Source organism: Acetobacter sp. (genome assembly GCF_047723915.1).
Classification (GTDB): domain Bacteria; phylum Pseudomonadota; class Alphaproteobacteria; order Acetobacterales; family Acetobacteraceae; genus Acetobacter.
Map to the genome: position 1 here is coordinate 1 of NZ_JBDOBQ010000002.1, position 24,196 is coordinate 24,196.

The following is a 24,196-nucleotide window of genomic DNA, read 5'->3' on the forward strand; positions in this document are numbered from 1 at the left end:
AGGTGGGAGGGCTTCTGTTGCCCGGTGCCCTCCCGAACCGCGCTTATCGCTTATGCAGCGACAGCGAGCACCTCAGAGTTATCATTGGCACTTGTGAAAATAGCCCGATATCGGTGGTACAATGCCGAGCAAAAAAAGTGTCTTTACTGCGCGTGTCGAGCCTGTTTCGTCCCCTGCGGTCCGGACCGTAACGGCCCGGATACATGGTGGAGACGCCGGGTACCGCCCCCGGGTCCACTACGCCTATGCCACACCCCGTTTATTGCCATAGCCGCAAGAAATCTTCCGGCACGCAGAACATAGGCACCCGTGGGGGCGAATGCAAGCGCGCGTGCCATTAGCGCTTTTCTACAGGCGGCCGAGCCTGTAGAAGCGCCCGGCGCCCCTGTGGGTTCCGGTCCGCCGGGCGCGCAGTGTTGCAGACCAGAATGGTGGAGGCCCCGCGTATGTCCCTGACCGAAGACCAGCGCGCGGAAATTGCCGCGCATGCGCAAGAAACGCATCCCACCCGCAGGCCCACGGTACCAGCACTTGAAGCGTTGCTGTACCAGCCGCTGGAAGTGCTGGACCACGGCTTTCTGCGCGTGATCGACTACATGGGGGATGACGCGGCCATCGTGCAGGCGGCGCGGGTATCCTACGGTCGCGGCACACGCAAGGTGTCCGAGGATGCGGGGCTGATCCGCTATCTCATGCGGCATCGCCATTCTTCCCCGTTCGAGATGTGCGAGATCAAGTTTCACGTCAAACTGCCGATTTTCATTGCCCGCCAGTGGATTCGCCACCGCATGGCCAGCGTGAACGAGTATTCGGCCCGGTATTCGATTCTCGATCAGGAATTCTATCTGCCCGCGCCCGAACATATGGCCGTGCAGAGCGAGGTGAACCGTCAGGGCCGGGGGGATGTGCTGGCCCCGGAACAGGCGGCCGAGGTGCTGGATATCCTGCGCGATGACGCCATGCGCACCTACCGTGATTACGAACGCATGCTCGACGCCGAACAGGGGTATGGTCTGGCGCGCGAACTGGCCCGCATCAACCTGACCCTGAACACCTACACCCAGTGGTACTGGAAGACGGATCTGCATAACCTCATGCATTTCCTGGCCCTGCGGATCGACCCGCATGCCCAGTACGAAATTCGCGTCTACGCCGAGGAAATGCTGAAAATCCTGCATGCCTGGGTACCGCAGACAGCCGCCGCCTTCGAGGACTACCGGCGGGGCGCGGTCACGTTTTCGGCCAGCATGCTGGCCGTGCTGCGCCGCATGCTGGCGGGCGAGACGGTGGAGCAGGCTGCCTCGGGCCTGTCGCGCCGCGAATGGGATGAAATGATGGCCAGCCTGAAGGCCGATCCCGCAGGCTGAGTCCGCGGGCCTGTTTTATGGCGCGATTAAGGGCGGGGACAGCCGGTGTTCATCCAGCGCCCGCTCTGCCACGCCCGCGTGCAGCAGGCCCGCGGGCATTTTTTCTCCGGTCATTACGCGACCGGGGCTAGCCCCGGCAGCCAGGGCGGCAAATGCCCTGCCTGCCTGCCTGCCTGCCTGCCTGCCTGCCTGCCTGCCTGCCCGGTGGAAAAAGTACCGCGTGGTGGCGTGCGGCAGGCCGGTCGTGCGGTATTGTGCCGCCCGGTTTTTCAGGCCCGGTGCGCGGTCCGCACGGCCTGGGCCACGGTATGGGCAATACGCCGCCATGCCTTGCCGCCCTCGCTTTGTGGCGCGCCGATCACGACGGGCACCCCGGCATCGCCACTGGCGCGGATATCGGCCAGCAGCGGGACTTCGCCCAGAAAAGACACACCCAGTGTTTCAGCTTCCTGCCGTGCGCCGCCATGGCCGAATAGTTCGGTATTATGGCCGCAGTTGGGGCAGCAGAAATACGACATGTTCTCGATCAGACCCAGCACCGGAATATCCAGTTTTTCAAACATGCTGACAGCACGGCGGGCGTCGATCAGGGCAATATCCTGCGGGGTGGACACGATCACGGCCCCGGCCAGTGGCACTTTCTGTGTCAGCGTCAGTTGCGCATCTCCCGTGCCGGGGGGCAGGTCCACCACCAGCACATCCAGATCACCCCAGTTCACATCGCCCAGAAGCTGGTTGATCGCACCCATGACCATGGGGCCGCGCCAGATCATGGCGGCTTTTTCATCGACCAGCATGCCCAGTGACATGGCGGTAATGCCCCATGCCGCCACGGGCTGAAGCACGCCATCCACTACGGCAGGTTTGGCGGGCGCACCCAGCATGCGGTGCAGGGACGGGCCGTGGATGTCGGCATCCATCAGGCCGGTTTTCAGCCCTTCCATCCCCAGCCCCACGGCCAGATTGACCGCCGTGGTGGATTTGCCGACTCCACCCTTGCCGGATGCCACGGCAAGAATGGTTTTGACCCCCGGCAGGATCGGGCCCTGTGTCGGTGTTCCTCCCAGAGGCCGGTGCCCCCCGCCGGTTCCTCTGCCAGCGCCTGCGGCAGTTCCTCCGCCAGACTTTCCGGCAGGGCCCGTGGCAGGGCCCGAGGCAGTCCCCGTGGCAGCCCCGGCGGTATCCTCAGCAGCAGACCCGGCGGCAGTCCCGGCGCGGGCGGTTGCTGGCGCACCGGCGGGGCGGTGGGCCGTCAGGACAAGGCTGGCGGTCTTGACCCCGGGCAGGGTTTCGAGCTGGCTGGCGGCGGCGGGGCACAGCGCTGCCAGCGCCTGTGCGGCGTCCCGCGGGACGGTCAGTGTCAGCACCAGCTTGCCGTTTTCCAGGGTGCAGCTCTGTATCTGCCCGTCCTGCGTCAGGGACAGCCCTGTTCGCGGGTCGCGGGCCGCGAACAGGGCCTGTGTGATGTCGTCCAGGGAAAAGGGAAGGTCGTGCGCCAAAGGTGTCGGTCCTGCATGATTATGGGCTGCGTGAGCAGGAGGGTGTTACCGTTCGTCGGGGGGCAGGGCAACGGCCCAAAGCGCCTTGCCAGGCTGTAGCCGGGCACCGGTATTCCGCCCCGCCTGCCCGATGTCCTGCCCGAACGGTCCTGTCACGACCGGGAGACTGCTGCCGGGACGATGCCCGAATGATGTTGGCAGGCCGGTCGTTCCATCCCTCCCGCCCGGGGGGATAAGGCCGTTACGATGGCATGAAACGGCTTTGAGTCACAAGCAGGTCATGTCTGCGGGCAGGGTCCGTACTGGCATGGCCTGCCGGGCCGGTCTGGCGCGGTGTCCGGCCTGGGGCCATATAGGGGAAGGGCCAGAAGCCCCTGCGCCATAGCGATGCCGCGAAGGGGTGCCACAAGGCGTGTAAACGGAGTCGTAACACACCGGCAGGCAGGATCGGGCGCGCTGGGTGCGCGGGCTATGTGCAACTCGCAGGGCTGCACGCTGGCGCAGCCTGTGGCGCTGTGGTGCGCGTGCGGGCAGGCGGGTGTCTTCATCCGCCCCGACATGCGGCTGGGTGCCGTGCGGATCGACTTTCCGCGTCGCTTCTCCTACACGCGGGGCAGGGGAGCGGGTGCGCGTTTCGGTCGGGCGTGGCTATGCTGGTGGAAAAGGAACAGGGTCCGATATGGCGGGCAGGGTCATGACGGGGCAGACACAGGACAGACAGGCAGCGGCCGCGCCCCATGACCCGGGCGCGGGGGGCGTGCGTGCGGGCCTTGCGGCCACCGCCCGGGCGCTGGCCGGCAAGGGACGCGACCACCGCATAGACGCATTGCGGGGTGTGGCCCTGCTGATGATGTTCATCGACCATATTCCGCAGGACCTGCTCAACCGCTTTACCATGCGCAATGTAGGCTTTGCGGACGCGGCGGAAGTGTTCGTGCTGCTGGCGGGCTATGCGTCCTGGCTGGCCTATGGGCGCGGGTTCGAGAAATACGGCGTGGCGGTTACCCTCAAACGCCTGTTCCGGCGCTGCGTGCAGCTTTACATCGGCCAGACCATCATGGTGGCGGTGTATGTGTTCACGATCCGGATCTGGCGGCAGTTCACCCCTGTCTCGGTCGATTATCTCGAACCTGAACTGGCGCACGGCATGGGCTGGGTCTGGCGGGTGATGATGTTCGACGCGCTGCCCAGCAACCTGAACATTCTGCCGCTTTATATCGTGCTGCTGGCGGGGTTCCCGGTCTTTTATCTGCTGGTGCGCGCGCAGCATTCGCTGGCCCTGCTGCTGGCCGGGGCGTTGTGGCTGCTGGTCAACCTGGACCCGGCGCTGAATTTTCCCAACTGGCTGGACCCCGACGGCTGGTACTTCAACCCGCTGGCCTGGCAGTTCCTGTTCGCGCTGGGGCTCAGCGCGTCGGCCGAGGCCCAGCGCCATGGCGGCAATTTTCCATACAGGACGTGGCTGGCCGGGCTGTGCTGGGGGTATCTGGGGTTTTCGGCCCTTCAGGCTTTTCCCTGGGTGCTGTGGGGCCTGCCCGACCTGCGCCCCTTTGGCGACGCCGTGGCCCCCGCCAAGACATGGCTGTCTCCGCTGCGGCTGTTGGATGTGGTGGCCATTTTCTACCTCGTCCAGTCCTCGCTTGCGGCGCGGCGCTGGGCAGCGGAGTCGGGGGTGGGGCAGGCGCTGGCCTGTGTTGGCCGCCATTCGCTCGAGGTTTTCGTGGTCGGCACCATACTCGACCTGTATGCCCGGCTGATTTTCAGCACCTTCGGTGAAAGCTGGCTTTTGCAGATTGGTGTGAACGTGGTGGGGCTGGCCATTCTGTTCAGCGTGGCCTTCTGGCTGGACAGGCGGCGCAATGTGCGGGTTGTGGCCCCTGCGCGCTGACCTGACACCCGCCGCCGCCCGTCCCGACCGGGGGCCGGGACCGCCCCCGGTCTTGCTGCGGCCTGAAGGATTGGCCTAACCTTTTCCCGCGATTGTATTGTGTGTCCGTTTCCGCCTGAAAGTCCGCGTGCCCATGCCCCTGTCTGTTCGTCTGTTCGGTACCGTCTCCCTTTCCGGCCTGTTGATGGGTGGTGGCCTGTGCGCACCGGCATGGGCGCAGAATCCCGCCTCCGCTGGCCCGACCCCGGCCTCGCCCCCGGCGGCGCAGGCCATTGCGGTGTCGGGTGCGCGCCCCGTGCCCGACAGCTTTGCCGACCTGGCGGCCAGGCTGCTGCCCGCCGTGGTCAATGTCTCCACCACCCAGACGGTGCGGGGGGATTCGGCGGATGATGACGATGATGACGACCAGCAGCCGCAACTGCCGGATTTTCCGCGCGGGTCGCCGTTCGAGAAATTCTTCCATGATTTCATGAACCGCCAGACCGATCCCAACGCGCCGCCCCGGCGCATGCAGGCCCTGGGGTCGGGCTTCATTATCGACCCGGCGGGCTATATCGTGACCAATAACCACGTGATCCGCCGCGCGGACCGGATTACCGTCACGTTGCAGGACAATACGGTGCTGACGGCCCGCGCCATCGGCCATGACGACCGCACGGACCTTGCGCTGCTGAAGGTGGAAAGCAAGAAACCCCTGCCTTTCGTCTCCTTCGGGGACAGCGATCATCGCCGTGTGGGGGACTGGGTTCTGGCCATCGGCAATCCGTTCGGCCTGTCCGGCACGGTGACGGCGGGCATTATTTCCTCTCGCGGGCGCAATATCGACCAGGGCCCGTATGACGACTTCATCCAGACCGACGCGCCCATCAACAAGGGCAATTCCGGCGGTCCGCTTTTTGACATGGACGGCAATGTCATAGGCGTGAACACGGCCATTTATTCGCCTTCCGGCGGGTCGGTGGGGATTGGCTTTTCCATTCCCTCGGACGAGGCGCGCGGTGTGGTCGAGCAGCTGCGCAAGAGCGGCAAGGTCTCGCGCGGGTGGCTGGGCGTTCGGATCCAGAACGTCACGCAGGATATTGCCGACGGGCTCAGCCTGCCTTCGGCCAGTGGCGCGCTGGTGGCCGGGGTGGAAAAGGATGGTCCCGCCGCCAAGGCCGGGCTGAAAACGGGGGATGTCATTCTCTCGCTCAATGGCAAGCCGGTGGATGGCCGGGCCCTGCCGCGCCTGTCCGCGCAGTTGCCCGTTGGCGGCCAGGCCCATCTTGGCCTGTGGCGGCACGGCAAGACGCTGGATACCGCCATTACCATTGCCGCCCTGCCCGAAACCGAGGACGATCCGGCCCCCAAGCCCGTTCCGGACCACAAGACCGCCAATTCCGTCAGCTTTGCAGATTTCGGGTTTTCGGTCGGCGCGCTGGACGCGCCAGCCCGGCAGAAATACGGCCTTGCCCCGGGCCAGAAGGGGGTTGTGGTCACCGCCGTGCATGATGACGGGGTTGCGGCCGAACGCGGGCTGAAGGAAGGCGATGTGATAACCGAGGTCCAGCAGGCCGAGGTGAACACTCCCGCCGCCCTGAAACAACGTATCGAGGCCGCCCGCAAGGACAAGAAGCGCTCCGTGCTGCTGCTGGTGCACGATGCTGACGGCCTGCGCTGGGTTCCCCTGCCGCTGAACGGGGATGACGCGCCCTGACCCCCGTCATGCCAGCGGGCCATGTCTGGCCCGGGTTTGCGGTGTGTGCAGGCCCCACCGGCATGGGGGCGCGCTGAACCATGTCGGGCGTGCTCTCTCTTCTCGCGCGCTGGCGGGCGGATACGACCGTGCGCCAGACCGTGCGCCTGCTCAGTGCGGTCGGTCTGGCGGCGTGCGTGGCCTGGCTTATCAACCTGCAGGAACCGGGCTGGGCGCTGATTACCTCGGTCATCGTGACGCAGAACAGCATTACCGACACGATCTCCAAGGGGCGGGACCAGCTTGTCGGCACCCTGATCGGGGCTTCGGTCAGTATCGTGCCCATTACGCTGATCGCGGTCCTGCACTGGCCGCTATGGCTCGCCTTCACGCTGGCTTTCGTGCCGCTGGCCGTGCTGGTGTCCTGGAAGCCGGAGGCCCGCATGGGGGTGGTGACGCTGATGATCGCCATCCTCTTTCCCACCAATAACAGCCCGTACCTGCAACCTGTCGAGCGGGTGCTGGCCATTCTGATCGGGGTGGGGGTGTCGACCCTCGTGACCTACGTGGTGCTGCATGAACAGGCCCGGCGCGATGCGTTCCGCTGTGCCGCGCAGACCGTGCGCCAGATCATGGACATGCTGAACAAAGCCCGCGCCCGGGAGGTGGACTGGCCCCGGATCCAGGACATGAACGATGACTGCGCGGCGTCGCTGCGCAAGGTGCAGGCCGCACTGGAGGAAGCCCGGCGCGAACACTGGCGCCCGCTGGAAGAGCGCGACCCCATGCTGGCCCGCCTGCCCCAGGGGCTGCGCCAGTTGCAGATCGACGCACTGGTGGTCGCCCGCGCCCTGCTGAGCCTGCCACCGGGGGCGGTGGCCATAGACCCGCATGAACTGGCAACCATTCGCGCGGGGCTGCAGCGTGGTTTCACGTGGATCATGGAACGCTGCGAAAGCGAGGCCGTGGCCCGCACGGGCGAAGACCGCAATGTCGCGGCGGGGGTAATTTCCGCCCTGCCATCGTCCAGCGCAACCGGGGACCCGACCATTCGTTTTCTGGTCGGCATTCTTCTGGCGGACCTCAAGCAGCTTATCGCCCTGCTGGGTGATGACGACACCGAACGCCCGGCCGAGACGGGCTGACTCCATGCGGTCTGACCCCACGCGGGCCGCCCGCATGCGGGCGGGCCCCCACGGGCAGGAACCGCGCGGGGAAAGCCCCGGCCGGACAGAGATCGGGCCGAACACGGCCGAAAAAGGCAGGAAGGAAAAGTTATGGTAGCGCAGTCAGACAACACCGTGGTGCGGGTTCATCGGACCGGCGGGCCTGAGGTTCTCCAGCGTGAGACAGCCCCCGTGGACCAGCCGGGCGAAGGGCAGGTCCTGCTGCGGCAGGACGCGATTGGCGTGAATTTCATAGACACGTATTTCCGCGCCGGGCTTTACAGATTTCCCTCCATGCCGGGGGTTCCGGGCATGGAAGGGGCAGGCGTGGTCGAGGCCGTGGGGCCGGGGGTTACAACCCTCAGGGTCGGGGACCGGGTGGCCTATGCGGGTGTGCTGGGTGGCTACGCCCATTACCGGCTCATTGCCGCCGACAGGCTGGTGGCGCTGCCTGACGGCCTGCCGGCGGATGTTGCGGCGGCTGTCATGTTGCGCGGCCTGTCCGCCCATATGCTGCTGCGCCGCGTGCATGACGTACGCGCGGGCGAGAGCATTCTGGTCTATGCGCCCGCCGGGGGTGTGGGACAGCTTCTGTGCCAGTGGGGCAGGCATCTGGGGGCCCGCGTCATCGGTGTGACCTCATCGGAGAAAAAAGCCGAGATCGCGCGGGCCTGTGGCGCGTCCGACGTTGTGGTGGGCCGTGAGAACCTGCCCGAACGGGTACGCGAACTGACCGGCGGCAAGATGGTGCCCGTGGTCTATGACAGCATCGGCCGCGACACGTTCGAGGACAGCCTGTCCTGTCTCGCCCCCCGGGGGCTCATGGTCAGCTACGGCAACGCATCCGGCCCGGTAACGGGGGTGGATGTCGGAACGCTTGCGACCCATGGCAGCCTGTATCTGACCCGCCCGACCATGATGACCTATGTTGCCGCCCGCGCGGACCTGGAAAGCGCCGCCCGTGAACTGTTCGACCTGCTTGTCTCGGGCGTGCTGAAGCCGAGCATCGGGCAGCGTTTCGCGCTTGGGGATGCGGCGCAGGCCCATCAGGCGCTGGAATCGGGCCAGACCACGGGCAGCACCATTCTCGTGCCCTGATCCCGCGTGGCCCCGGCCTGCCCGCGGCTGCACCCGCGTGGCACAGGGCAGCTATGATACAGGCCGCCGCAGCCGGGAAAGCGGCGGTCCTGCCCCACCCCTGTCCCACCCCGGCGCGCCGCTTCGGCCACTCCTGGACCAGACGGCATGACGCGGGGGTGCGAATGCGCTAGGGTTGTCGGGATCACCCGGCCCGTTCGGGTGGCCCATGAGTTTCAAGGATGCTTCGAAATGGCGAATTGCCCCGTAAAATGTCCCAAGTCTCCGTGCGTGCGCGGTCTTCTGCTGGTTGGTCTGGCCGCGGCCGTGTTCTATTTCTTCCGCAAGAAGAAGTGCAGCGCCTGAGCATGGACCCGTCGCGGGGCTGAAGGGTTTTTCCCCAGCTTCCGCGTCCTGACTGCGACAAAACCCCGCCGGGTCTGCCCGGTGGGGTTTTGTTTTTTGGTGCGCTCCGGTCCGTGCGTTCATTTGTGGTCGTGACGGATAACGTTTTGCCGCCTCGTGTGTTAGGGTGGCCCATTGCGGCCTGGCGCCGCTGGCCCTGAGAGCAGATGTTTCGGATATTCCGGCCCGGTCGCCCCTTGCTGATGCGGCCTGCCTTTCCTGATCCGCTATGCCTGGGCCCGATGAAGGAAAGGATAGAGACCGTTGCAATCTCCTGCCTCACGTTTTTCCTCTCACGCCACGGCGATGGTGGCGCGATGCGCGTTTGCCCTGTTCGGCCTTGGAACCGTAGCCCTTGCCGCCCTGCCGTCCGCGGCGCATGCCCAGGCTTCCGTCCTGCTGAAAAACCAGCAGGCTGGCGCCATTGTCGAAACGGTGGACCGCGACGCGCGTGAAATTCTGCTGCGCGAGGATAACGGCCACCTGCTGACCGTCGAATACGGTTCGGCCGTCAAGGACCTGCCCAACCTGCACGAAGGCGACCACCTGCGGATCAGCTATGTGGAAACGCTGGGCGCGCAGATCGCGGCCCCCGGCAGCCCCATGCCCGAATCCACGCTCACCACGGCCCGCGGCTTCGTGCATGGGCACCCGCGCGGGGTGATCGCGGCGTTCAACCGTGAGCGTGCGACGGTCAAGACCATCGACCTGAAAACGCATACCCTCTCTTTCGTCACCGACGATGGCAGCCTGCACGTGACCGCCCTGCGCACGAAAGCCATGCAGGACTTCCTGGCCACGCTGAAAGTGGGCGACGTGGTGGACATCACCCGTATGGAATCCATTTCCTACGTCATTACCAGCAAGGTGGTGGCCCAGCCGCAGGCTGCAACGCCGCAACTGGCCGTTCCGGCCGGGGATGTGGTTTCTCCAGCACCTGCGGGCCAGTAACGAACCCGTCCAGCCGCATTGCCATGCCCCGATCTGACCCCGGGGGCGGGTGGTGCGGCTGCCTTGGGCCAGAACCCAGCGGACAGCCCGGGGCGACAGGCCCCGGCATCGCACTGTAGATGATCGCACCATGACCCATGTGCATTCCGTCAGTCTGCGGCAGTACGGCGTGGGTCACGCCAGCCATACTCATGATTTCGCGCAGATCGTTGTGCCGGTACAGGGTGCCCTGTGTCTGGAGGTGGCCGGTCGCCAGACCTGCCTTGCCGAACACCACGCCGCCTATGTCGGGGTGGGCGCGCCCCATGTGCAGGAAGCGCGCGACACGAACTGCTCCCTCGTGCTCGATCTGGAACAGTCCGAGATCAGCCCGGCCCTGGCGGACAGCCTTGCGGGCCGTCGTTTCTTTGCCCTGCCGCCGGGGGCCGCGGCCCTAGTGGGCTACATGGCGCTCAGTCTGCGGCAAAGGCCGCCCTCGGCCCTGATGCTGGCCCAATGGAAAAGCCTGCTTCTGGCCGAACTGGGCCAGGGTGACCCGTCGTCCGACAGCCTGCACGGCGGACGGCTGGCGGGTCTGCTGGCCCGGATCGATGCCAGCCCGGCCGCCAACTGGACCATTGCCGCCATGGCGCGCACGCTCGGGATCAGCGCCAGCCGCATTCATGTGCTGTTCCAGCACGAGCTGGGCACAACGCCCCGGGCGTGGCTGGCGCAGCACCGCTGCGCGCTTGCCCGCACCTGGATCGAGACAACCACCCTGCCGCTGGCTGACATAGCCTGCCGCGCGGGATATGCCGACCAGCCTGCCATGACCCGCGCCATACGCAATGCGACGGGCCTGCCCCCCGGCGCCTACAGGCGATCATGGCACGAGATGGCGACAAGCCGGCAGGACCTGCCGACAAGACGGGGCGCGCCCGCCGTTTCATAAACCTGCCGTATGAACACGCAGGATATGGCAGGATTGCCGCGACTGGAAAACCGGCGGCTGGGTGAGGGAGTTGCCTGCGGCATGGGGGCAGGGGCCCTATGGGGTATCATTTTTCTGGCCCCTGACCTGATCGGGCCTTTTACCCCCATGGACCTGGCATGCGGGCGCTACCTTTTTTACGGTCTGTTCGCATCGGTGCTGATTGCGCCGGGCTGGCGGCGTATCGGCCGTCATATCCGGCGGGCTGACTGGCAGCGGCTGGTATGGCTCTCCTTGACCGGGAATACGGCCTATTACGTGTTGCTTTGCAGCGCGGTGCGCTATGGCGGCGTGGCCATGACAGCACTGGTGAGCGGTTTTTTGCCTGTTGTGGTCGCCTGCGCCGGCCGGCGGGACAGCCATGCGGTTCCGCTGGTCCGACTGGCGCCGGGCATGGTCCTGTGCGTGGCGGGGGCGGCCTGCATTGCCTGGCAGGCCATGGCCGAACCCGCCTCCGCCATGGCGCCGGCCCCGCTTGGCGGAGCGGTGTGCGCACTGGCAGCACTTGGGTGCTGGGCGTGTTTTGCCGTGGGCAACAGCCGGGCTATTGCGCTGCTCGATGGCCGGGTGGGTCCGATGGACTGGAACCTGCTGATGGGACTTGTGACGGCGCTTCAGGCAGGGGTGCTGGCCCCCGTGGCGTTCAGCCTCGATCCGGTGGCGCATCCCGCGTGGCTGTGGTGGCGGTTCGGGCTGGTCTGCGCGGGTGTGGCCCTTCTGGCCTCGATCTGTGGTAACGCGCTGTGGAACCGCATGAGCCGGCTTCTGCCGCTGACACTGGCGGGGCACATGGTTCTGTTCGAAACCCTGTTCGCGCTGCTGTACGGGTTTATGTGGGAGCATCGCCTGCCGACACGTATGGAAAGTCTGGCGTTTTGCTGTGTCATGCTGAGCCTGCTGGCCTGCGTCCGTGCGCACGGAGCGCGGAATGGCGGCAGCGCGCCGGGCAATGAGTTTTGATGTATTTCAACGGATAAGGACAACAGCCATCATGACGTCAGAGACTGCGTATCACCACTTTACCCAGGTCGATATCCGGGTTGGCACGGTGCTGGAGGCCGAGCCCTTTCCCCAGGCCCGCAAACCGGCCTGGAAACTGACCATAGATCTGGGGAGCGAAATCGGGGTCAGGCGGTCCAGCGCCCAGATTACAGCGCTTTATACGCCGCAGGACCTGGCCGGGCGGCAGGTCATGTGCGCGGTCAATCTGGGCCCGCGCCAGATCGGGCCGTTCATTTCCGAGGTGCTGACCCTGGGTGTCGCGGACCGGAACGGGGATATCGTGCTGCTGCAGCCCGAACGCCCGGTGCCAAACGGGCAGAAAATGTTCTGAGCACCCCCACCCCGCAGGGGCGGGGCAGGGGTGGACAGGATGCCGGGGCGCGGTCGGTGCCGCGCTGGCGTCTGTCGTGTGTGCCGCCTTAGCGTGGCACGCGGTGGTGCATCTGGGTGACGTCGCGCACGGCACCCCGCGCCGCACTTGTGGTGAGGGCGGCATAGGCTTTCAGGGCGTTGGACACCACGCGTTCACGCGTGGGTTTCCAGCTGTTTTCGCCCAGGTCGTCCATGCGCTGGCGGCGGGCGGCCATTTCGGCGTCGGACACGGCTACGGCCAGACGGCGGTCGGGAATATCGATTTCGATGATATCGCCTTCCTCCACCAGTCCGATGGCCCCGCCTTCCGCCGCTTCGGGGGAAATATGGCCGATGGACAGGCCCGCACTCCCGCCCGAGAACCGGCCATCGGTAATCAGCGCGCATTTGGACGCCAGCCCCTTCGACTTCAGGTAGCTGGTGGGGTAGAGCATTTCCTGCATGCCCGGGCCGCCCCGGGGGCCTTCATAGCGGATCACGACCACATCGCCAGCCTTGATCCTGTCCGCCAGAATGGCCGAGACAGCCGCTTCCTGGCTTTCGAAGATCCGGGCCGGACCGCTGAAAATTTCCTGCCCTTCCGAAACGCCGGCCGTTTTGACGATCGCGCCATCCTCGGCCACGTTGCCGTACAGCACGGCCAGCCCGCCATCCTGACTGTAGGCGTTTTCCCCGTCGCGAATGGCGCCGTACTGCGCGTCCGTGTCGAGGGAGTGATATTTGCTGGACTGCGAAAACGCCTCCGTCGTGCGCACGCCACCGGGGGATGCACGGAAGAAATCCTGTGTCCGGGCGGAAATCTCGGCGTCCGGGCGGCGGATGTCCCATTGCGCCAGGGCTTCGGGCAGGTCGGCCGCATGCACCATGGACACGTCATGGTGAAGCAGGCCAAGCCGGTCCAGTTCACCCATGATGGCGGGCACCCCGCCCGCGCGGTGCACGTCTTCCATATGTACATCCGGGCGTGAGGGCGAAACCTTGCACAGATGCGGCACCCGGCGCGACAGGCGGTCGATATCGCGCATGGTAAAGGGCACTTCGCCTTCATTGGCGGCGGCCAGCAGGTGCAGCACCGTATTGGTGGACCCACCCATGGCGATATCGACCGTCATGGCGTTCTCGAACGCTTTCATGGAGGCGATGTTGCGCGGCAGGGCCGTGGCGTCGTCTTGTTCGTAGTAGCGGCGGGCCAGGTCCACAATGCGGCGCCCTGCTTCCACGAACAGGCCGCGCCGGTCGGCGTGGGTGGCCACAAGGCTGCCATTGCCCGGCAGGGACAGGCCCAGGGCTTCGGTCAGGCAGTTCATGGAATTGGCGGTGAACATGCCCGAACACGACCCGCAGGTGGGGCAGGCGGAGCGTTCGATGCTCAGGGAATCGGCGTCGCTCACGGCAGCACTGGCCGCAGCCACCATGGAGGTAACAAGGTCCACGCGCTGTTCGATGTCGGCCAGTGTGACGCGCCCGGCTTCCATCGGCCCGCCGGAGACGAAAATGGCCGGAATGTTCAGCCGCATGGCCGCCATCAGCATGCCGGGGGTGATCTTGTCGCAGTTACTGATGCAGACCAGCGCATCCGCGCAGTGGGCATTGCACATATATTCCACCGCATCCGCGATCAGCTCGCGCGAGGGCAGGCTGTACAGCATGCCGCCATGCCCCATGGCGATGCCGTCATCCACCGCGATGGTGTTGAATTCCCGACCGATGCCGCCGGCTTCCTCAATGGCCTTGCATACGAGCTGGCCCATGTCCTTGAGGTGTACATGCCCCGGCACGAACTGGGTGAAGGAATTGGCGACCGCGATAATGGGTTTGCCGAAATCGGTTTCCTTCAGGCCGGTCGCGCGCCACAGGCTGCGAGCGCCAGCCATGTTGCGCCCATGGGTGGTTGTGCGGGATCGGTAGGCGGGCATACGGGTCTCTCTGTCTGTGTTGGGCACCGGGTAATGCAGGGGTGCGGGACTGTGGGTCCGGGTTGGCCGCTCTGGCGGGCCCGCCGGTGTCTGGAGCGCATATTACGCCACAATGCCCGCGCTGTCAGGTCAGGATTGCGCATGGCCGGCCCCGCCGCCTGAAGTCCCCCGCCCAAAGCAGCCCGCACCCCGCCCGCACCCAAGGCTGCATGCGGGCCGCCCGCCGTCCGCAGGCTGCTCCCGGGTCCCGCCCGTTTGGCATGTCCGGCTGACGCACGCGGGGCCGAAGTGCTACAGTTTGATGATATTCGGCCCCAAATCCCGTCTTTGCGACCCGTTTATGTTGCAGGAGAGGCAACCCTTTATTATTGCTCGGCATCCGGCTGAAGAGTCCGGCAACGGAGAACAGATGGACGTTTCCGCAAGGCAGACGCTGCCCGCAACCCAAGAAGGCCCGCTGGCGGCCCGTAAACGAACAGGCGATCCGGCTTTCCGGGTGCTGGCAAGTGCCACCGGCATTGGTGTGCTGGTGATCATGGGGGCGATCATCGCCGTCATGGCCCGTGGCGGCTGGCGCGCCTTCGCGACCTTTGGTCCGGGTTTTCTCATTTCCGATGTCTGGAACCCCGTAACCCAGCATTTCGGGGCGGCTGCTCCTGTTTTCGGCACCATTGTCAGTACGGTGCTGGCCCTGCTTCTGGCCGTGCCGCTTGCTTTTGGCACGGCCTTCTGGCTGACGGCGCTGGCCCCGCCGGCCGCGGCGTCGGCCATTGGCATGGCGGTGCAGCTTCTGGCCGCCGTGCCCTCAATCATTTTCGGTATGTGGGGGTTTTTCGTGGTCGTGCCGCTGGTGGCGCATTACGTGCAGCCCACGGCCCGGCATCTGTTCGGGCATGTGCCCGGCATTTCGGCCCTGGTGGCGGGTGCGCCGTTCGGCACCGGCCTGCTGACGGCGGCTTTCATCCTGGCTGTCATGATCACCCCGTCCATTACCGCCGTCATGCGTGACGTGTTCGTATCCATGCCCACCGTATTGCGCGAAAGCGGTTTCGGGCTGGGCGCGACACGGTGGGAGGTCATGCGCAACGTCGTGCTGCCGTGGTCCCGCCAGGGCATGGTGGGGGCGGTCGTGCTGGGCATGGGCCGCGCCATGGGCGAGACCATGGCCGTGACCTTCGTGATCGGGGACAGCAACCATATCGGCTGGTCGCTGTTTGCCCCGGCCAATACCATAGCCTCTCTCATCGCCCTGGAATTCCCCGAAAGTCCGGCAGGCAGTCTCAAGCTGGCGTCGCTGCTCGCGCTTGGGGCCATTCTCATGGCGATTTCATTCATTACCCTCTGGTTCTCGCGCTGGCTGCTGGCCAGGGGCGACAAGGCGGGGCGTTCGGCATGAGCGGTTCTTCTTCCCCCACTCTTATGCGGGCTGACCGTTCGGCGGCCCTTCTGCTGCGCCGGCGCATGATGGACAGGCTGGCCACCGGGCTGAGCTGGTTCGCCATGCTTGTCGTGGTGTGCATGCTGGGCTCCATCCTGTGGTCCCTGCTCAGCAACGGCGTGGGCGGGCTCAGCCTGCACCTGTTCACCCGTTCCATGGCCCCCCCGGGGCAGGATGGCGGGCTGGCCAACGCCATCGTGGGCAGTGTGCTGCAAACCGGGCTTGCCATCCTGATCGGCGCGCCCGCCGGGCTGCTGACGGGGATCTACCTTGCCGAATACGGTCGAACCAGCCCGCTGGCACAGGCCGTACGGTTTGTGTCGGACATGCTGCTGTCCGCGCCTTCCATTCTGGTGGGGCTGTTCATCTATATGGTGCTGGTGGCGACGCTGGGGCATTTTTCGGGTTTTGCCGGTGCGGTGGCTCTGGCGATCCTGGCCATGCCCATCGTGGTCCGCACGACAGAGGACATGCTGCGCCTGGTGCCCGTGGCCATGCGTGAGGCGGCCATTGCGCTGGGCGCGCCCAAATGGCGGGTGATCCTGTTTGTCTGCCTGCGTGCGGCCCGTGCGGGGGTCATGACCGGTATCCTGCTTGCGGTGGCCCGCGTGGCGGGTGAGACAGCGCCCCTGCTGTTTACGTCCCTCGGTAATTCCGAATGGTCGCTCGACATGGGGCGGCCCATGGCCAGCCTGCCGGTGGCGATCTACCAGTATGCCGGTTCCGCCTATCAGGACTGGATGCAGCAGGCCTGGACCGGCGCGCTGCTGGTGACGGTGGGCGTGCTGATTATCAATATCGTGGTACGGGTTGGAACCCGTGGAGGACGGACATGAACACAGGTGTCCAGAACGGACCGACAACCCAGGCCGCCCCCGGGCATGCCCTGACCGAAGGTGGAAACAGAGCCATGGGCATTTCTTCCGACAGCCTGACGACCCCGGCCGAACAGCAGGCGTCCCCCGCCATCGCGGTGCGGGATCTCAACTTCTATTATGGCACGTCCCACGCGCTGCACGATATTTCGCTCGGTTTTCCCGAACGCAGTGTCACGGGCATGATCGGGCCTTCGGGCTGCGGCAAGTCCACCCTGCTGCGTGTGCTCAACCGGATGTACGATCTCTATCCCGGCCAGCGCGCCACGGGGGAGGTGATTTTCGACAACCAGAATATTCTGGCTCCGGGCATAGACCTGAACGTGCTGCGCTCGCGCGTGGGCATGGTGTTCCAGAAACCCACGCCCTTTCCCATGTCCATTTACGATAACATCGCGTTTGGCATCCGCCTGCATGAACGGGTGTCCCGCTCGGAAATGGATGGCCGGGTCGAGGACGCCCTGCGCCGCGTCGCCCTTTGGGCCGAGGTGCAGGACCGCCTGAACAGCTCGGCCACGGCGCTTTCGGGCGGGCAGCAGCAGCGCCTGTGCATTGCCCGCACCATTGCCGTGCGCCCCGAAGTGATCCTGCTTGACGAACCCACAAGCGCGCTCGACCCGGTGTCCACCGCCCGGATCGAGGAACTGCTCGACGAACTGAAAACCGAATTCACCATTGCCATCGTCACCCACAACATGCAGCAGGCCGCCCGCTGCGCGGACCAGGTGGCGTTTTTCTATATGGGCCGCCTGGTGGAAGTGGACAGCACGCCACGCATGTTTACCGCCCCCAAGGAAAAGCAGACGCAGGACTATATTACCGGCCGGTTTGGCTAAACACCCCTATCGTCTCGGACCAGCCAGGAAAGGCAGCGCCATGGGCAACGAACCCGCACACACCATTACCCGCTACGATCAGGAACTTGAAAGCCTGCGCGGCATCGTCGCACGCATGGGCGGGCTGGTGGAGCGGCAGACCGCCCAGGCCGTGGCCGCTGTGGTGGACCAGAACGAGGACGCTGCGCGCGAACCCCCGATGCTGGACCCCGAGGTCGATACGCTGGAGCGGGAAGCCGAACAGCTTGCCATCCGTATTCTGGCCCTGCGTGCCCCCATGGCGGTGGATCTGCGCCAGATCGTGGCGGTGCTGAAAATGAGCGGCGATCTGGAACGGATCGGGGATTACGCATCCTCCATCGCCCGGCGTGCGCTCAAGGTGGAACCGCTTGACGGCGCATTGTCCTTTTCGGCCCTGCGCGCCATGGGCCGTCTGGTGCAGGAAAACCTGCACCGCGCGGTGGAAGCCATGGTCGAGAACGACGCCGAACGCGCCAAGGAAGTCTGGAACGCCGATACGGCGGTGGATGAGCTTTACACCACCATGTTCCGCGAACTGGTCACCTACATGATGGAAGACCCGCGCAATATCGGCCCGTGCATCCATCTGCTGTTCGTGGCCAAGAACCTTGAACGCATCGGAGATCACGCGACCAATATCGCGGAGCGGGTCTATTATGCCGTCACCGGCGAAATGCTCCCCTCCGAACGCCCGCGTGGCGGGGAAGCGGCAAAAAAGCCGATCTCCCAGGACGACTGACAGGCGCAGGGTCATGGGCGCGGCTGACTATGCCGCGTTCCCTGCCGCGTCCTTTGCCGGGTTGCATTCTGCTCGGCCCGGCTTTTTCCCCTGATATACGGCCTGACCCCATGGGGGAGGGTGACGCGAAGTGCTCTGGCCATAGGCCGGGCCTGTTTATGCGGTATCCGGCCTATGGCGCTGTCCGGCTGGGCCGTTCGCCCGACATGTCTCAAAAAATCTGTCTGCCGGGTCTGCTGGGTGTTTTTGGCCAGACCCTGCCTGGCATTTTTGGCCCGGTCGCCGATCGGTGCTTCAAATCCGTCGTTTCGGGCTGAATCCGCGGGTTTTGTCCGGACCGGGCCTGTTGCGTGCTGCTTCCGTCTTGTCACACGGCAGACATCCCGACCTTCCGTTTTCTTGCCCGACAGCCGGCCCGTGGTCACACAGGCGGCATAGGGCAGGCCGCTCTTGTGGCGCGGTCGTGTGTCCGGTTGGTCTGCTGTATCACGCGTTCAGCGTAAGCTCAGTCCGATACGCTGGGCGATCTCGGGCGCGGTTGCTACGGCACCAATCGCTGCTATCACGTCAAGCAGCGGCAGCGGCTGGGGCGGGTGGACGTTGATTTGCAGCGGTCCGGCATCGGGGTGGGTCAGAAATTCCACGAAATGGTCCATGACCGTGGGGGGCGGTGGTGCCGCGGGCGGTGCCCGAACCACAACGGGGGGAGGGGTCGCCCGTTTGTCTTTTTGTCCCTTGCGCCCTTTTTTCCGTTCGGGGGCAGGGGACGGTAACGGGGCTTCGGCCGGGGTTGCAACCGGGGGGGCGGGGCGTAACAGGGCCAGAACACCCTGCACGGTCGTTCCCTGCGTGGTGGCGATGGCCTGGAGCGCCCTGGCCACCAGCCCGTGGTCCACATAGGTCAGCGCAAGGGATATCACCTGCATGTCGGGGGTGGCGCCCGCCAGCACGGAGGTGGATGCCGCCTGCGCAAAATCGCCATGCAGGTGCATGTGGCCCATGCTCGGCGAATCGACGCTCAGTTCCTCCACGTGCAGGACACCGGTCTTGAGGTCATGCGTATCGTTCAGTACCAGCGCACCCTGAAAATGGTCGTATCCCAGCAGGGGCAGCCAGCCCAGATTGGGTATACCCGGCCAGAGTTCAAGCCCCTGCGCGCTGGACACTTCGGTTTCCGTCGCGGGGGTGCGATTGGCGTGTGAGAGCAGGTGGCTGATTTTAAGCAGGGGGGCCGTGCCGCTGACCGCAAGCTGGCTGATATCGATATCACGCGGGCCGATCAGCGGGGTGTAGGGCGTACCGTCGGACAGGTTGCGGTACAGGGCCGCCAGATCCACGCCGTCCACCGTAATGGTTTTTGCACTGACATGGCGCGATGCTGCGTCATCCGTCGCGAGGGTGACGTCATTGGCTTGCAGGTGAGAGAACTCGCCTGTCCCGAAATCCGTCAGGGTAAGGCTTGTCGCGGCAATGTCCGATTGCAGGCTGCTGACAAAACCATGCAGCTTGCCGGCCTGCGCCCTGCCGATGCTGATGGACTGGGCCGCTGCGGCTTCCGGCCCGCTATAGGTACTGCCATCGGTCATGCGGGCGGGCAGGATCACGTTGTCCATGTCCAGCCGGTCCAGGTGCAGGCTGCCCGACGGATCGGCGAGCTGGAAATTGCGAAAGCTCAGCCGCTTTATATGCGATGCGCCGTCCTCGTTCGTGTCGGGCTTGGTCAGTTCGGCGGTGTCGGCGGTTATGGTCTCGGGCCCCTGGCGGAACACCAGGTTGGTGAATTCCAGGCTGCGGCCCAGGAGGCCGGGGCGCGCCTTGGCGTAGGTCAGCGCGGCGTCAGGCCCCAGCGCTTCCTTGAAATGGGCAAGCCCGGCATCGAGCATGACATGTTCGGCATGGCGCGTGCCCAGCCAGCCGATGCCGCCCAGAATCCCGATACCGCATACCATGAAAAGGACGTTTTTTTTCAACCCGGGACGATCCTGCTGTTCAGCCTTTGTAAAAGCTTTAGTGCATGGCCGATGCGCAGGCAAGCGGCTATTCGGTAACATGTTACCTTATAAAACTCGCCATAAAATAACGCCCATAACGCCAAAAATGCTTGACTGGGACCATCGCGCGCATCATAACGCGCCATCAATTACGTAACTGTCCTAAATGGAATCAGTCTCATGAAGACCACCCTCTCGCTGAAACCCGCGGAGGTGACGAAGAACTGGATCCTGATCGATGCCGAAGGCCTCGCTCTTGGTCGTCTTGCTGTCATCATCGCCCAGCGCCTGCGCGGCAAGCACAAGGCCCAGTTCACTCCGCATGTCGACTGTGGTGACCATGTTGTCGTCATCAACGCCGAAAAAGTGGCGCTGAGCGGCCGCAAGGCGGAACAGAAGCTGTTCCACTACCACACCGGCTACGCGGGCGGCATCAAGACCCGCACCGTCCGCCAGCGTCTGGAAGGCAACCACCCCGGTCATCTGGTGGAAAAAGCTGTCGAACGCATGATCACGCGCGGCCCGCTGCAGCGCCAGCAGATGCGCAGCCTGCATGTGTACGCCGGTGGCGAACACCCGCATGGCGGCCAGAATCCACAGATGCTCGATGTTGCGGCCATGAACCGCAAGAACGTCGTTAACGCGCAGAAGGGCTGAGTACCATGTCTGAAACTCAGGAACGTACAGGCACCCTGGCCGATCTGAAGACCGTTGCCCCGGTGGTGTCCGCCGATGCTCCGGTTTACGAAGCCAAGCGCGACGCGCAGGGCCGCTCCTATGCCACGGGTCGCCGCAAGGACGCGGTTGCCCGCGTCTGGATCAAGCCCGGCAAGGGCGAGATCACGGTCAATGGCCGTCCGGTCGTTCAGTATTTCGCACGCCCCGTGCTGCGCATGCTGCTGACCCAGCCCTTCCTCGTGTCCGACCGTTACAACCAGTTTGACGTGGTCTGCACCGTGACCGGTGGCGGTCTGTCCGGTCAGGCCGGTGCGGTCCGTCACGGGATCAGCCGCGCGCTGACCTACTACGAACCGGAACTGCGCAGCATCCTTAAGGCTGCTGGCTTCCTGACGCGCGATTCCCGTCAGGTCGAACGTAAGAAATACGGCCGCGCCAAGGCTCGTCGCTCCTTCCAGTTCAGCAAGCGCTGATCCGGCAGGAACGCATCGCCGTTCGGAAAAGGGCGGGGGAGCATGGCTCTCCCGCCCTTTTTTTATTCTGACACCCGGTTTCCGGCTCTAGGCTCTAGGCTCTAGGGCCGGGGGCTGCGTTTATGCCCTTTCTCGTGCGGTTCTGAATTATGCGCACAAGGCCCGCAGGGTTGTGGCCGCTCAGGTGCTCTTGCCTGTCCTGCCTGTTGCCCCGGTTTTGGCGGGGGCAAGTGTGTTTTTATCCGCCAGGGCAGGGTTTTCGGAGAGGTATTGCCTTCTGGCGGCTCCAGGGCCTTGGGGCGGCTGGCAAGACAAACGCGCTGATCCGGGTCCCGCGATCCTGCCTGGCCACCGCGAACGGACCCCGTAAAGCGCAGCGGAGCCAGGCGGCTAAAAAAGGTGTGGGTCAGGGGGTCAGGAACGCCTTGACGTCCTGCGCCAGCGCGGTGCGGCTGTCGGCGCGGGTGTAGAGCATATGCCCACCGGGATAGACATGCAGCCCGATCCGGTTGCGGCCGACGGGAATATGCTCGACCACCCAGCGCGATGACGCATAGGGACAGACCAGATCATAATAACCATTGGCGATAAAGACCCGCAGCGTGGGGTTCAGCGCCAGCAGGCGGCGTAGCGTGGGAATGGGGCGCACGATGGGGTTGTCGCCCTCGCGGTAGTCCCAGGCGGCGTTGACCTTCATGTTCAGCAGGGCGTAGCTGAGTTCGGTGCGGAAGTTCAGTTCCGTGGCCGCGTAATCCTGCATGGCGCTGCCATACGCACGGGTAAAGCCGTCCAGCACCGCATCCGGGCTTGCGGCGTTGTCCACTCCCTCGGGGAAAGGGTCTGCAATGGACAGTGTTGCATCATACAGCGAATACAGCCGTCCGTCGCGGCTGCGCACGTCATGGGCGACCGGCTGGAGCCTGCCGCGTTCACGCACGATCACGTCACGCGGCAGGCCGGTGCGGGCAGCGATATCGTCGTAAAAATCGCTCGCGGCGTCAGCCGTGGGCTCGCGGCCGACCAGCGTGCTCAGATACGGGCCAAGGGCATAGCTATAGGCGTCTTCCTGGTGGGCGGTGGCGTTTTCGGGGGTCAGCTTGTGTTGCAGGGCCAGTCCCGCCAGTTCGAAGGACGGCAGCACGAAGGCCTGGGCCAGAAGATCGTTGGCGGTATCGAGCAGGGTCATGTCCAGCGCGGGGGAGATCATGACAAGGCCGTTCACCAGAATGTTCTGGTCTTCGGCCAGGGCGTTCGCCACTTCTATGGCGCGCAGGCCGCCATAACTTTCACCCACGAGGTAGCGTGGCGATTCAAGCCGCCCGTTGGTGCTGGCCCAGAGCTGTATGGCCTTGGCGAAGGCTTTTGCATCCTGCGTGACGCCATAGAACTGGTCTTTGGCTTTTTGCGGGTCGGTGGGAATGGACCAGCCTGTGCCCGGTGCGTCCAGAAACACGAGGTCGGCTGCCGCCAGCCAGCTATCCGGGTTGGGTGCAAGTTTTGCATTGGCCCCATCGGCCGGGTTGCCTGACGGAAAAGCCAGAACGGAAGGCCCCGCCGCCCCCAGATGCAGGTAGGCGGTCGCGGCTCCCGGCCCGCCATTGAAAAAATACGCTACGGGCCTGTGTGCGGCGGGTGCGCCGTCCTGCGTGTAGGCGGTGTAGAAGATGTGGGCCGTGGGTTTGCCGGTTTCGTCGCGCAGGATCAGCGTGCCCGCTTTGGCGGTGTAGGCGATCTTGCGGCCTGCAAACGTCCCGCTGTGGTGGGTTAGGGCATCTGCCGGCAGCAGGGATGCGGGGTCCGTCGCCGTGTCGGTCGCGGGTTTGGGGGCCTGCCGGGCCGATTTTTCAGCCGCCCCAGTGGTTTCGGCGGCAGGACTGTCGGCCCGGGCATGCGCTGGCGTGACGGGGGCAAGCGCGGCCAAGGGGGCGATCGCCAGTACTGCTGCCAGCAAAGGGACGGCCAGGGCTGCCCGGCCGCGAACCGCGACAGGTGTGTGGGTGTATGCTCTGGCAGGCATGTTGCCAGCGGCCGGCATGGCGGTTCCGGCAGCGTTCGGAACCCGGGCCAGGATCGGCCGGGCTTTGCGGGGGCGGGGAAAATACGGGCCGTGATCTTGCATGAAAAAGGATGGTCCTCTGCTTGCCGTCAGGCAGCCATGCCGCGCCTGCAACGGTGCCTGCTGCAAAAGAATGCAGGCTCTTGGGGAACGTAACCATTTTTTGCCAAAATTGAATGGCTAAAGACAAAACGTGTTCAAAAGCGTCCTGCTGCCCGCCCGGCCGGTTCCGTGGCCGGGTGGGCCAGGAAAAAGGAAAACATATGCGAGTTGTTCAGAAAATTGCGGCACTGGTGCTGCCTGTGGCCGTTCTGGCGGGTGCTGCGTCCGCAGCCCATGCCGATCCGTGCCTGTCTATCGGATCGTGCGCGCAGCAGGGGGTCAGCAACCAGATCAGCACGACCCGCAATGCTATTGGCCAGGATGCAAAGCAGGTTACGTCCGGTGTTACGACCACGCGTGACAACCTGAAAAATGGCGTGACGTCGCGTGTGGATAACGCAAGAAATTCCGCGACGAGCCGCGTGACCAGTGCTGAACAGTCTGTCACCAACCGGGTGAATACGGCGGAAAACGCACCGAAAAACGCGATCCGGAAACAGCGTAACCGCCTGTCTTCGGATGTGCGGGATGCAACGACCCTGCCGCATTTCTGAAGTGCGCGCCTGCTGCTGGTGGCAGGCTGCTAATGGCCGGTCTGTGGGGGAGGCTTTCCTGCCCCTGCATTCCCGGGCCGGCAGGCCGCTTGCGGGTGGGGGTAGGGTATAAAAAAACGGGCCGCGGGGCGTTATGCCGTCGCGG

Annotated in this window: 20 protein-coding genes and 1 other RNA gene; 16 read left to right on the forward strand and 5 right to left on the reverse strand. The window is 65.0% G+C overall.

The window, feature by feature from the left end; genetic code table 11:
- Position 1 precedes the first annotated feature (1 nt).
- Positions 2-329: a transfer-messenger RNA gene (gene ssrA / locus ABF990_RS02140) on the reverse strand.
- Positions 330-446: 117 nt separating this feature from the next.
- On the opposite strand from ssrA, the gene thyX reads away from it, so the two are divergent.
- Positions 447-1,367, forward strand: a complete 921-nt coding sequence (gene thyX, locus ABF990_RS02145; protein WP_415490870.1) for an FAD-dependent thymidylate synthase — start codon at positions 447-449, stop codon at positions 1,365-1,367.
- 269 nt (positions 1,368-1,636) lie between these two features.
- On the opposite strand, the gene ABF990_RS02150 is transcribed toward thyX, so the two are convergent.
- On the reverse strand, positions 1,637-2,866 hold the full coding sequence (locus tag ABF990_RS02150; protein ID WP_415500150.1) for a P-loop NTPase: 1,230 nt from the start codon (positions 2,864-2,866) through the stop codon (positions 1,637-1,639).
- 679 nt (positions 2,867-3,545) lie between these two features.
- Here ABF990_RS02150 and ABF990_RS02155 point away from each other — a divergent pair.
- The 8 genes from ABF990_RS02155 to ABF990_RS02190 all read left to right on the forward strand — a co-directional run bounded on the left by ABF990_RS02155 (position 3,546) and on the right by ABF990_RS02190 (position 12,331).
- Positions 3,546-4,754, forward strand: a complete 1,209-nt coding sequence (locus ABF990_RS02155) for an OpgC family protein (protein WP_415500149.1) — start codon at positions 3,546-3,548, stop codon at positions 4,752-4,754.
- Between the two features lie 133 nt (positions 4,755-4,887).
- Entirely contained in the window at positions 4,888-6,450 is a 1,563-nt protein-coding gene (locus ABF990_RS02160; RefSeq protein WP_415490868.1) for a DegQ family serine endoprotease, read from the forward strand.
- 80 nt (positions 6,451-6,530) lie between these two features.
- Positions 6,531-7,574, forward strand: coding sequence for an FUSC family protein (locus ABF990_RS02165; protein ID WP_415490867.1), 1,044 nt, complete (start codon positions 6,531-6,533; stop codon positions 7,572-7,574).
- Positions 7,575-7,706: 132 nt separating this feature from the next.
- Positions 7,707-8,693: a quinone oxidoreductase family protein gene (locus ABF990_RS02170; protein ID WP_415490866.1), complete on the forward strand. Its 987-nt coding sequence runs from the start codon at positions 7,707-7,709 to the stop codon at positions 8,691-8,693.
- Positions 8,694-9,383: 690 nt separating this feature from the next.
- The gene (locus ABF990_RS02175) at positions 9,384-10,028 is read left to right on the forward strand and encodes a hypothetical protein (protein ID WP_415490913.1); all 645 of its coding nucleotides are present in this window, start codon (positions 9,384-9,386) and stop codon (positions 10,026-10,028) included.
- Positions 10,029-10,158: 130 nt separating this feature from the next.
- Entirely contained in the window at positions 10,159-10,959 is an 801-nt protein-coding gene (locus ABF990_RS02180; protein WP_415500964.1) for an AraC family transcriptional regulator, read from the forward strand.
- A gap of 24 nt (positions 10,960-10,983) precedes the next feature.
- On the forward strand, positions 10,984-11,958 hold the full coding sequence (locus ABF990_RS02185) for a DMT family transporter (protein ID WP_415506457.1): 975 nt from the start codon (positions 10,984-10,986) through the stop codon (positions 11,956-11,958).
- Positions 11,959-11,989: 31 nt separating this feature from the next.
- Entirely contained in the window at positions 11,990-12,331 is a 342-nt protein-coding gene (locus tag ABF990_RS02190; protein ID WP_415490862.1) for a tRNA-binding protein, read from the forward strand.
- Between the two features lie 88 nt (positions 12,332-12,419).
- Here the strand turns inward: ABF990_RS02190 and ilvD are convergent, their stop codons facing one another.
- Positions 12,420-14,288 carry a dihydroxy-acid dehydratase gene (gene ilvD, locus ABF990_RS02195; RefSeq protein WP_415490861.1) on the reverse strand — a complete coding sequence of 623 codons (1,869 nt, stop codon included), beginning with the start codon at positions 14,286-14,288 and terminating at the stop codon, positions 12,420-12,422.
- 409 nt (positions 14,289-14,697) lie between these two features.
- Here ilvD and pstC point away from each other — a divergent pair, with 409 nt between their 5' ends.
- From pstC to phoU, 4 genes are all read left to right on the forward strand, one after another.
- Complete coding sequence (gene pstC / locus ABF990_RS02200) at positions 14,698-15,684, forward strand: phosphate ABC transporter permease subunit PstC (protein ID WP_415490860.1); 987 nt, start codon at positions 14,698-14,700, stop codon at positions 15,682-15,684.
- On the forward strand, positions 15,681-16,562 hold the full coding sequence (gene pstA / locus ABF990_RS02205) for a phosphate ABC transporter permease PstA (protein WP_415490859.1): 882 nt from the start codon (positions 15,681-15,683) through the stop codon (positions 16,560-16,562). The genes pstC and pstA overlap by 4 nt, the downstream gene beginning before the upstream one ends.
- A gap of 74 nt (positions 16,563-16,636) precedes the next feature.
- Positions 16,637-17,437, forward strand: a complete 801-nt coding sequence (gene pstB, locus ABF990_RS02210; protein ID WP_415490912.1) for a phosphate ABC transporter ATP-binding protein PstB — start codon at positions 16,637-16,639, stop codon at positions 17,435-17,437.
- 40 nt (positions 17,438-17,477) lie between these two features.
- Positions 17,478-18,197 carry a phosphate signaling complex protein PhoU gene (phoU, locus tag ABF990_RS02215; RefSeq protein ID WP_415500962.1) on the forward strand — a complete coding sequence of 240 codons (720 nt, stop codon included), beginning with the start codon at positions 17,478-17,480 and terminating at the stop codon, positions 18,195-18,197.
- Positions 18,198-18,691: 494 nt separating this feature from the next.
- Here phoU and ABF990_RS02220 read toward each other — a convergent pair whose 3' ends face one another.
- Entirely contained in the window at positions 18,692-20,167 is a 1,476-nt protein-coding gene (locus ABF990_RS02220) for a hypothetical protein (RefSeq protein WP_415506458.1), read from the reverse strand.
- Between the two features lie 201 nt (positions 20,168-20,368).
- Between ABF990_RS02220 and rplM the strand changes: the two genes are divergently transcribed.
- A complete protein-coding gene (gene rplM / locus ABF990_RS02225; protein ID WP_415492402.1) occupies positions 20,369-20,845 on the forward strand; it encodes a 50S ribosomal protein L13 in 477 nt (158 codons plus the stop codon).
- A 5-nt stretch (positions 20,846-20,850) separates the two neighbouring features.
- A complete protein-coding gene (gene rpsI, locus ABF990_RS02230; RefSeq protein WP_207845393.1) occupies positions 20,851-21,339 on the forward strand; it encodes a 30S ribosomal protein S9 in 489 nt (162 codons plus the stop codon).
- Between the two features lie 406 nt (positions 21,340-21,745).
- Here the strand turns inward: rpsI and ABF990_RS02235 are convergent, their stop codons facing one another.
- The gene (locus ABF990_RS02235; RefSeq protein ID WP_415500320.1) at positions 21,746-23,356 is read right to left on the reverse strand and encodes a S10 family peptidase; all 1,611 of its coding nucleotides are present in this window, start codon (positions 23,354-23,356) and stop codon (positions 21,746-21,748) included.
- A gap of 302 nt (positions 23,357-23,658) precedes the next feature.
- Here ABF990_RS02235 and ABF990_RS02240 point away from each other — a divergent pair, with 302 nt between their 5' ends.
- A complete protein-coding gene (locus ABF990_RS02240; protein WP_415500321.1) occupies positions 23,659-24,051 on the forward strand; it encodes a hypothetical protein in 393 nt (130 codons plus the stop codon).
- The last annotated feature ends 145 nt before the right edge of the window (positions 24,052-24,196 follow it).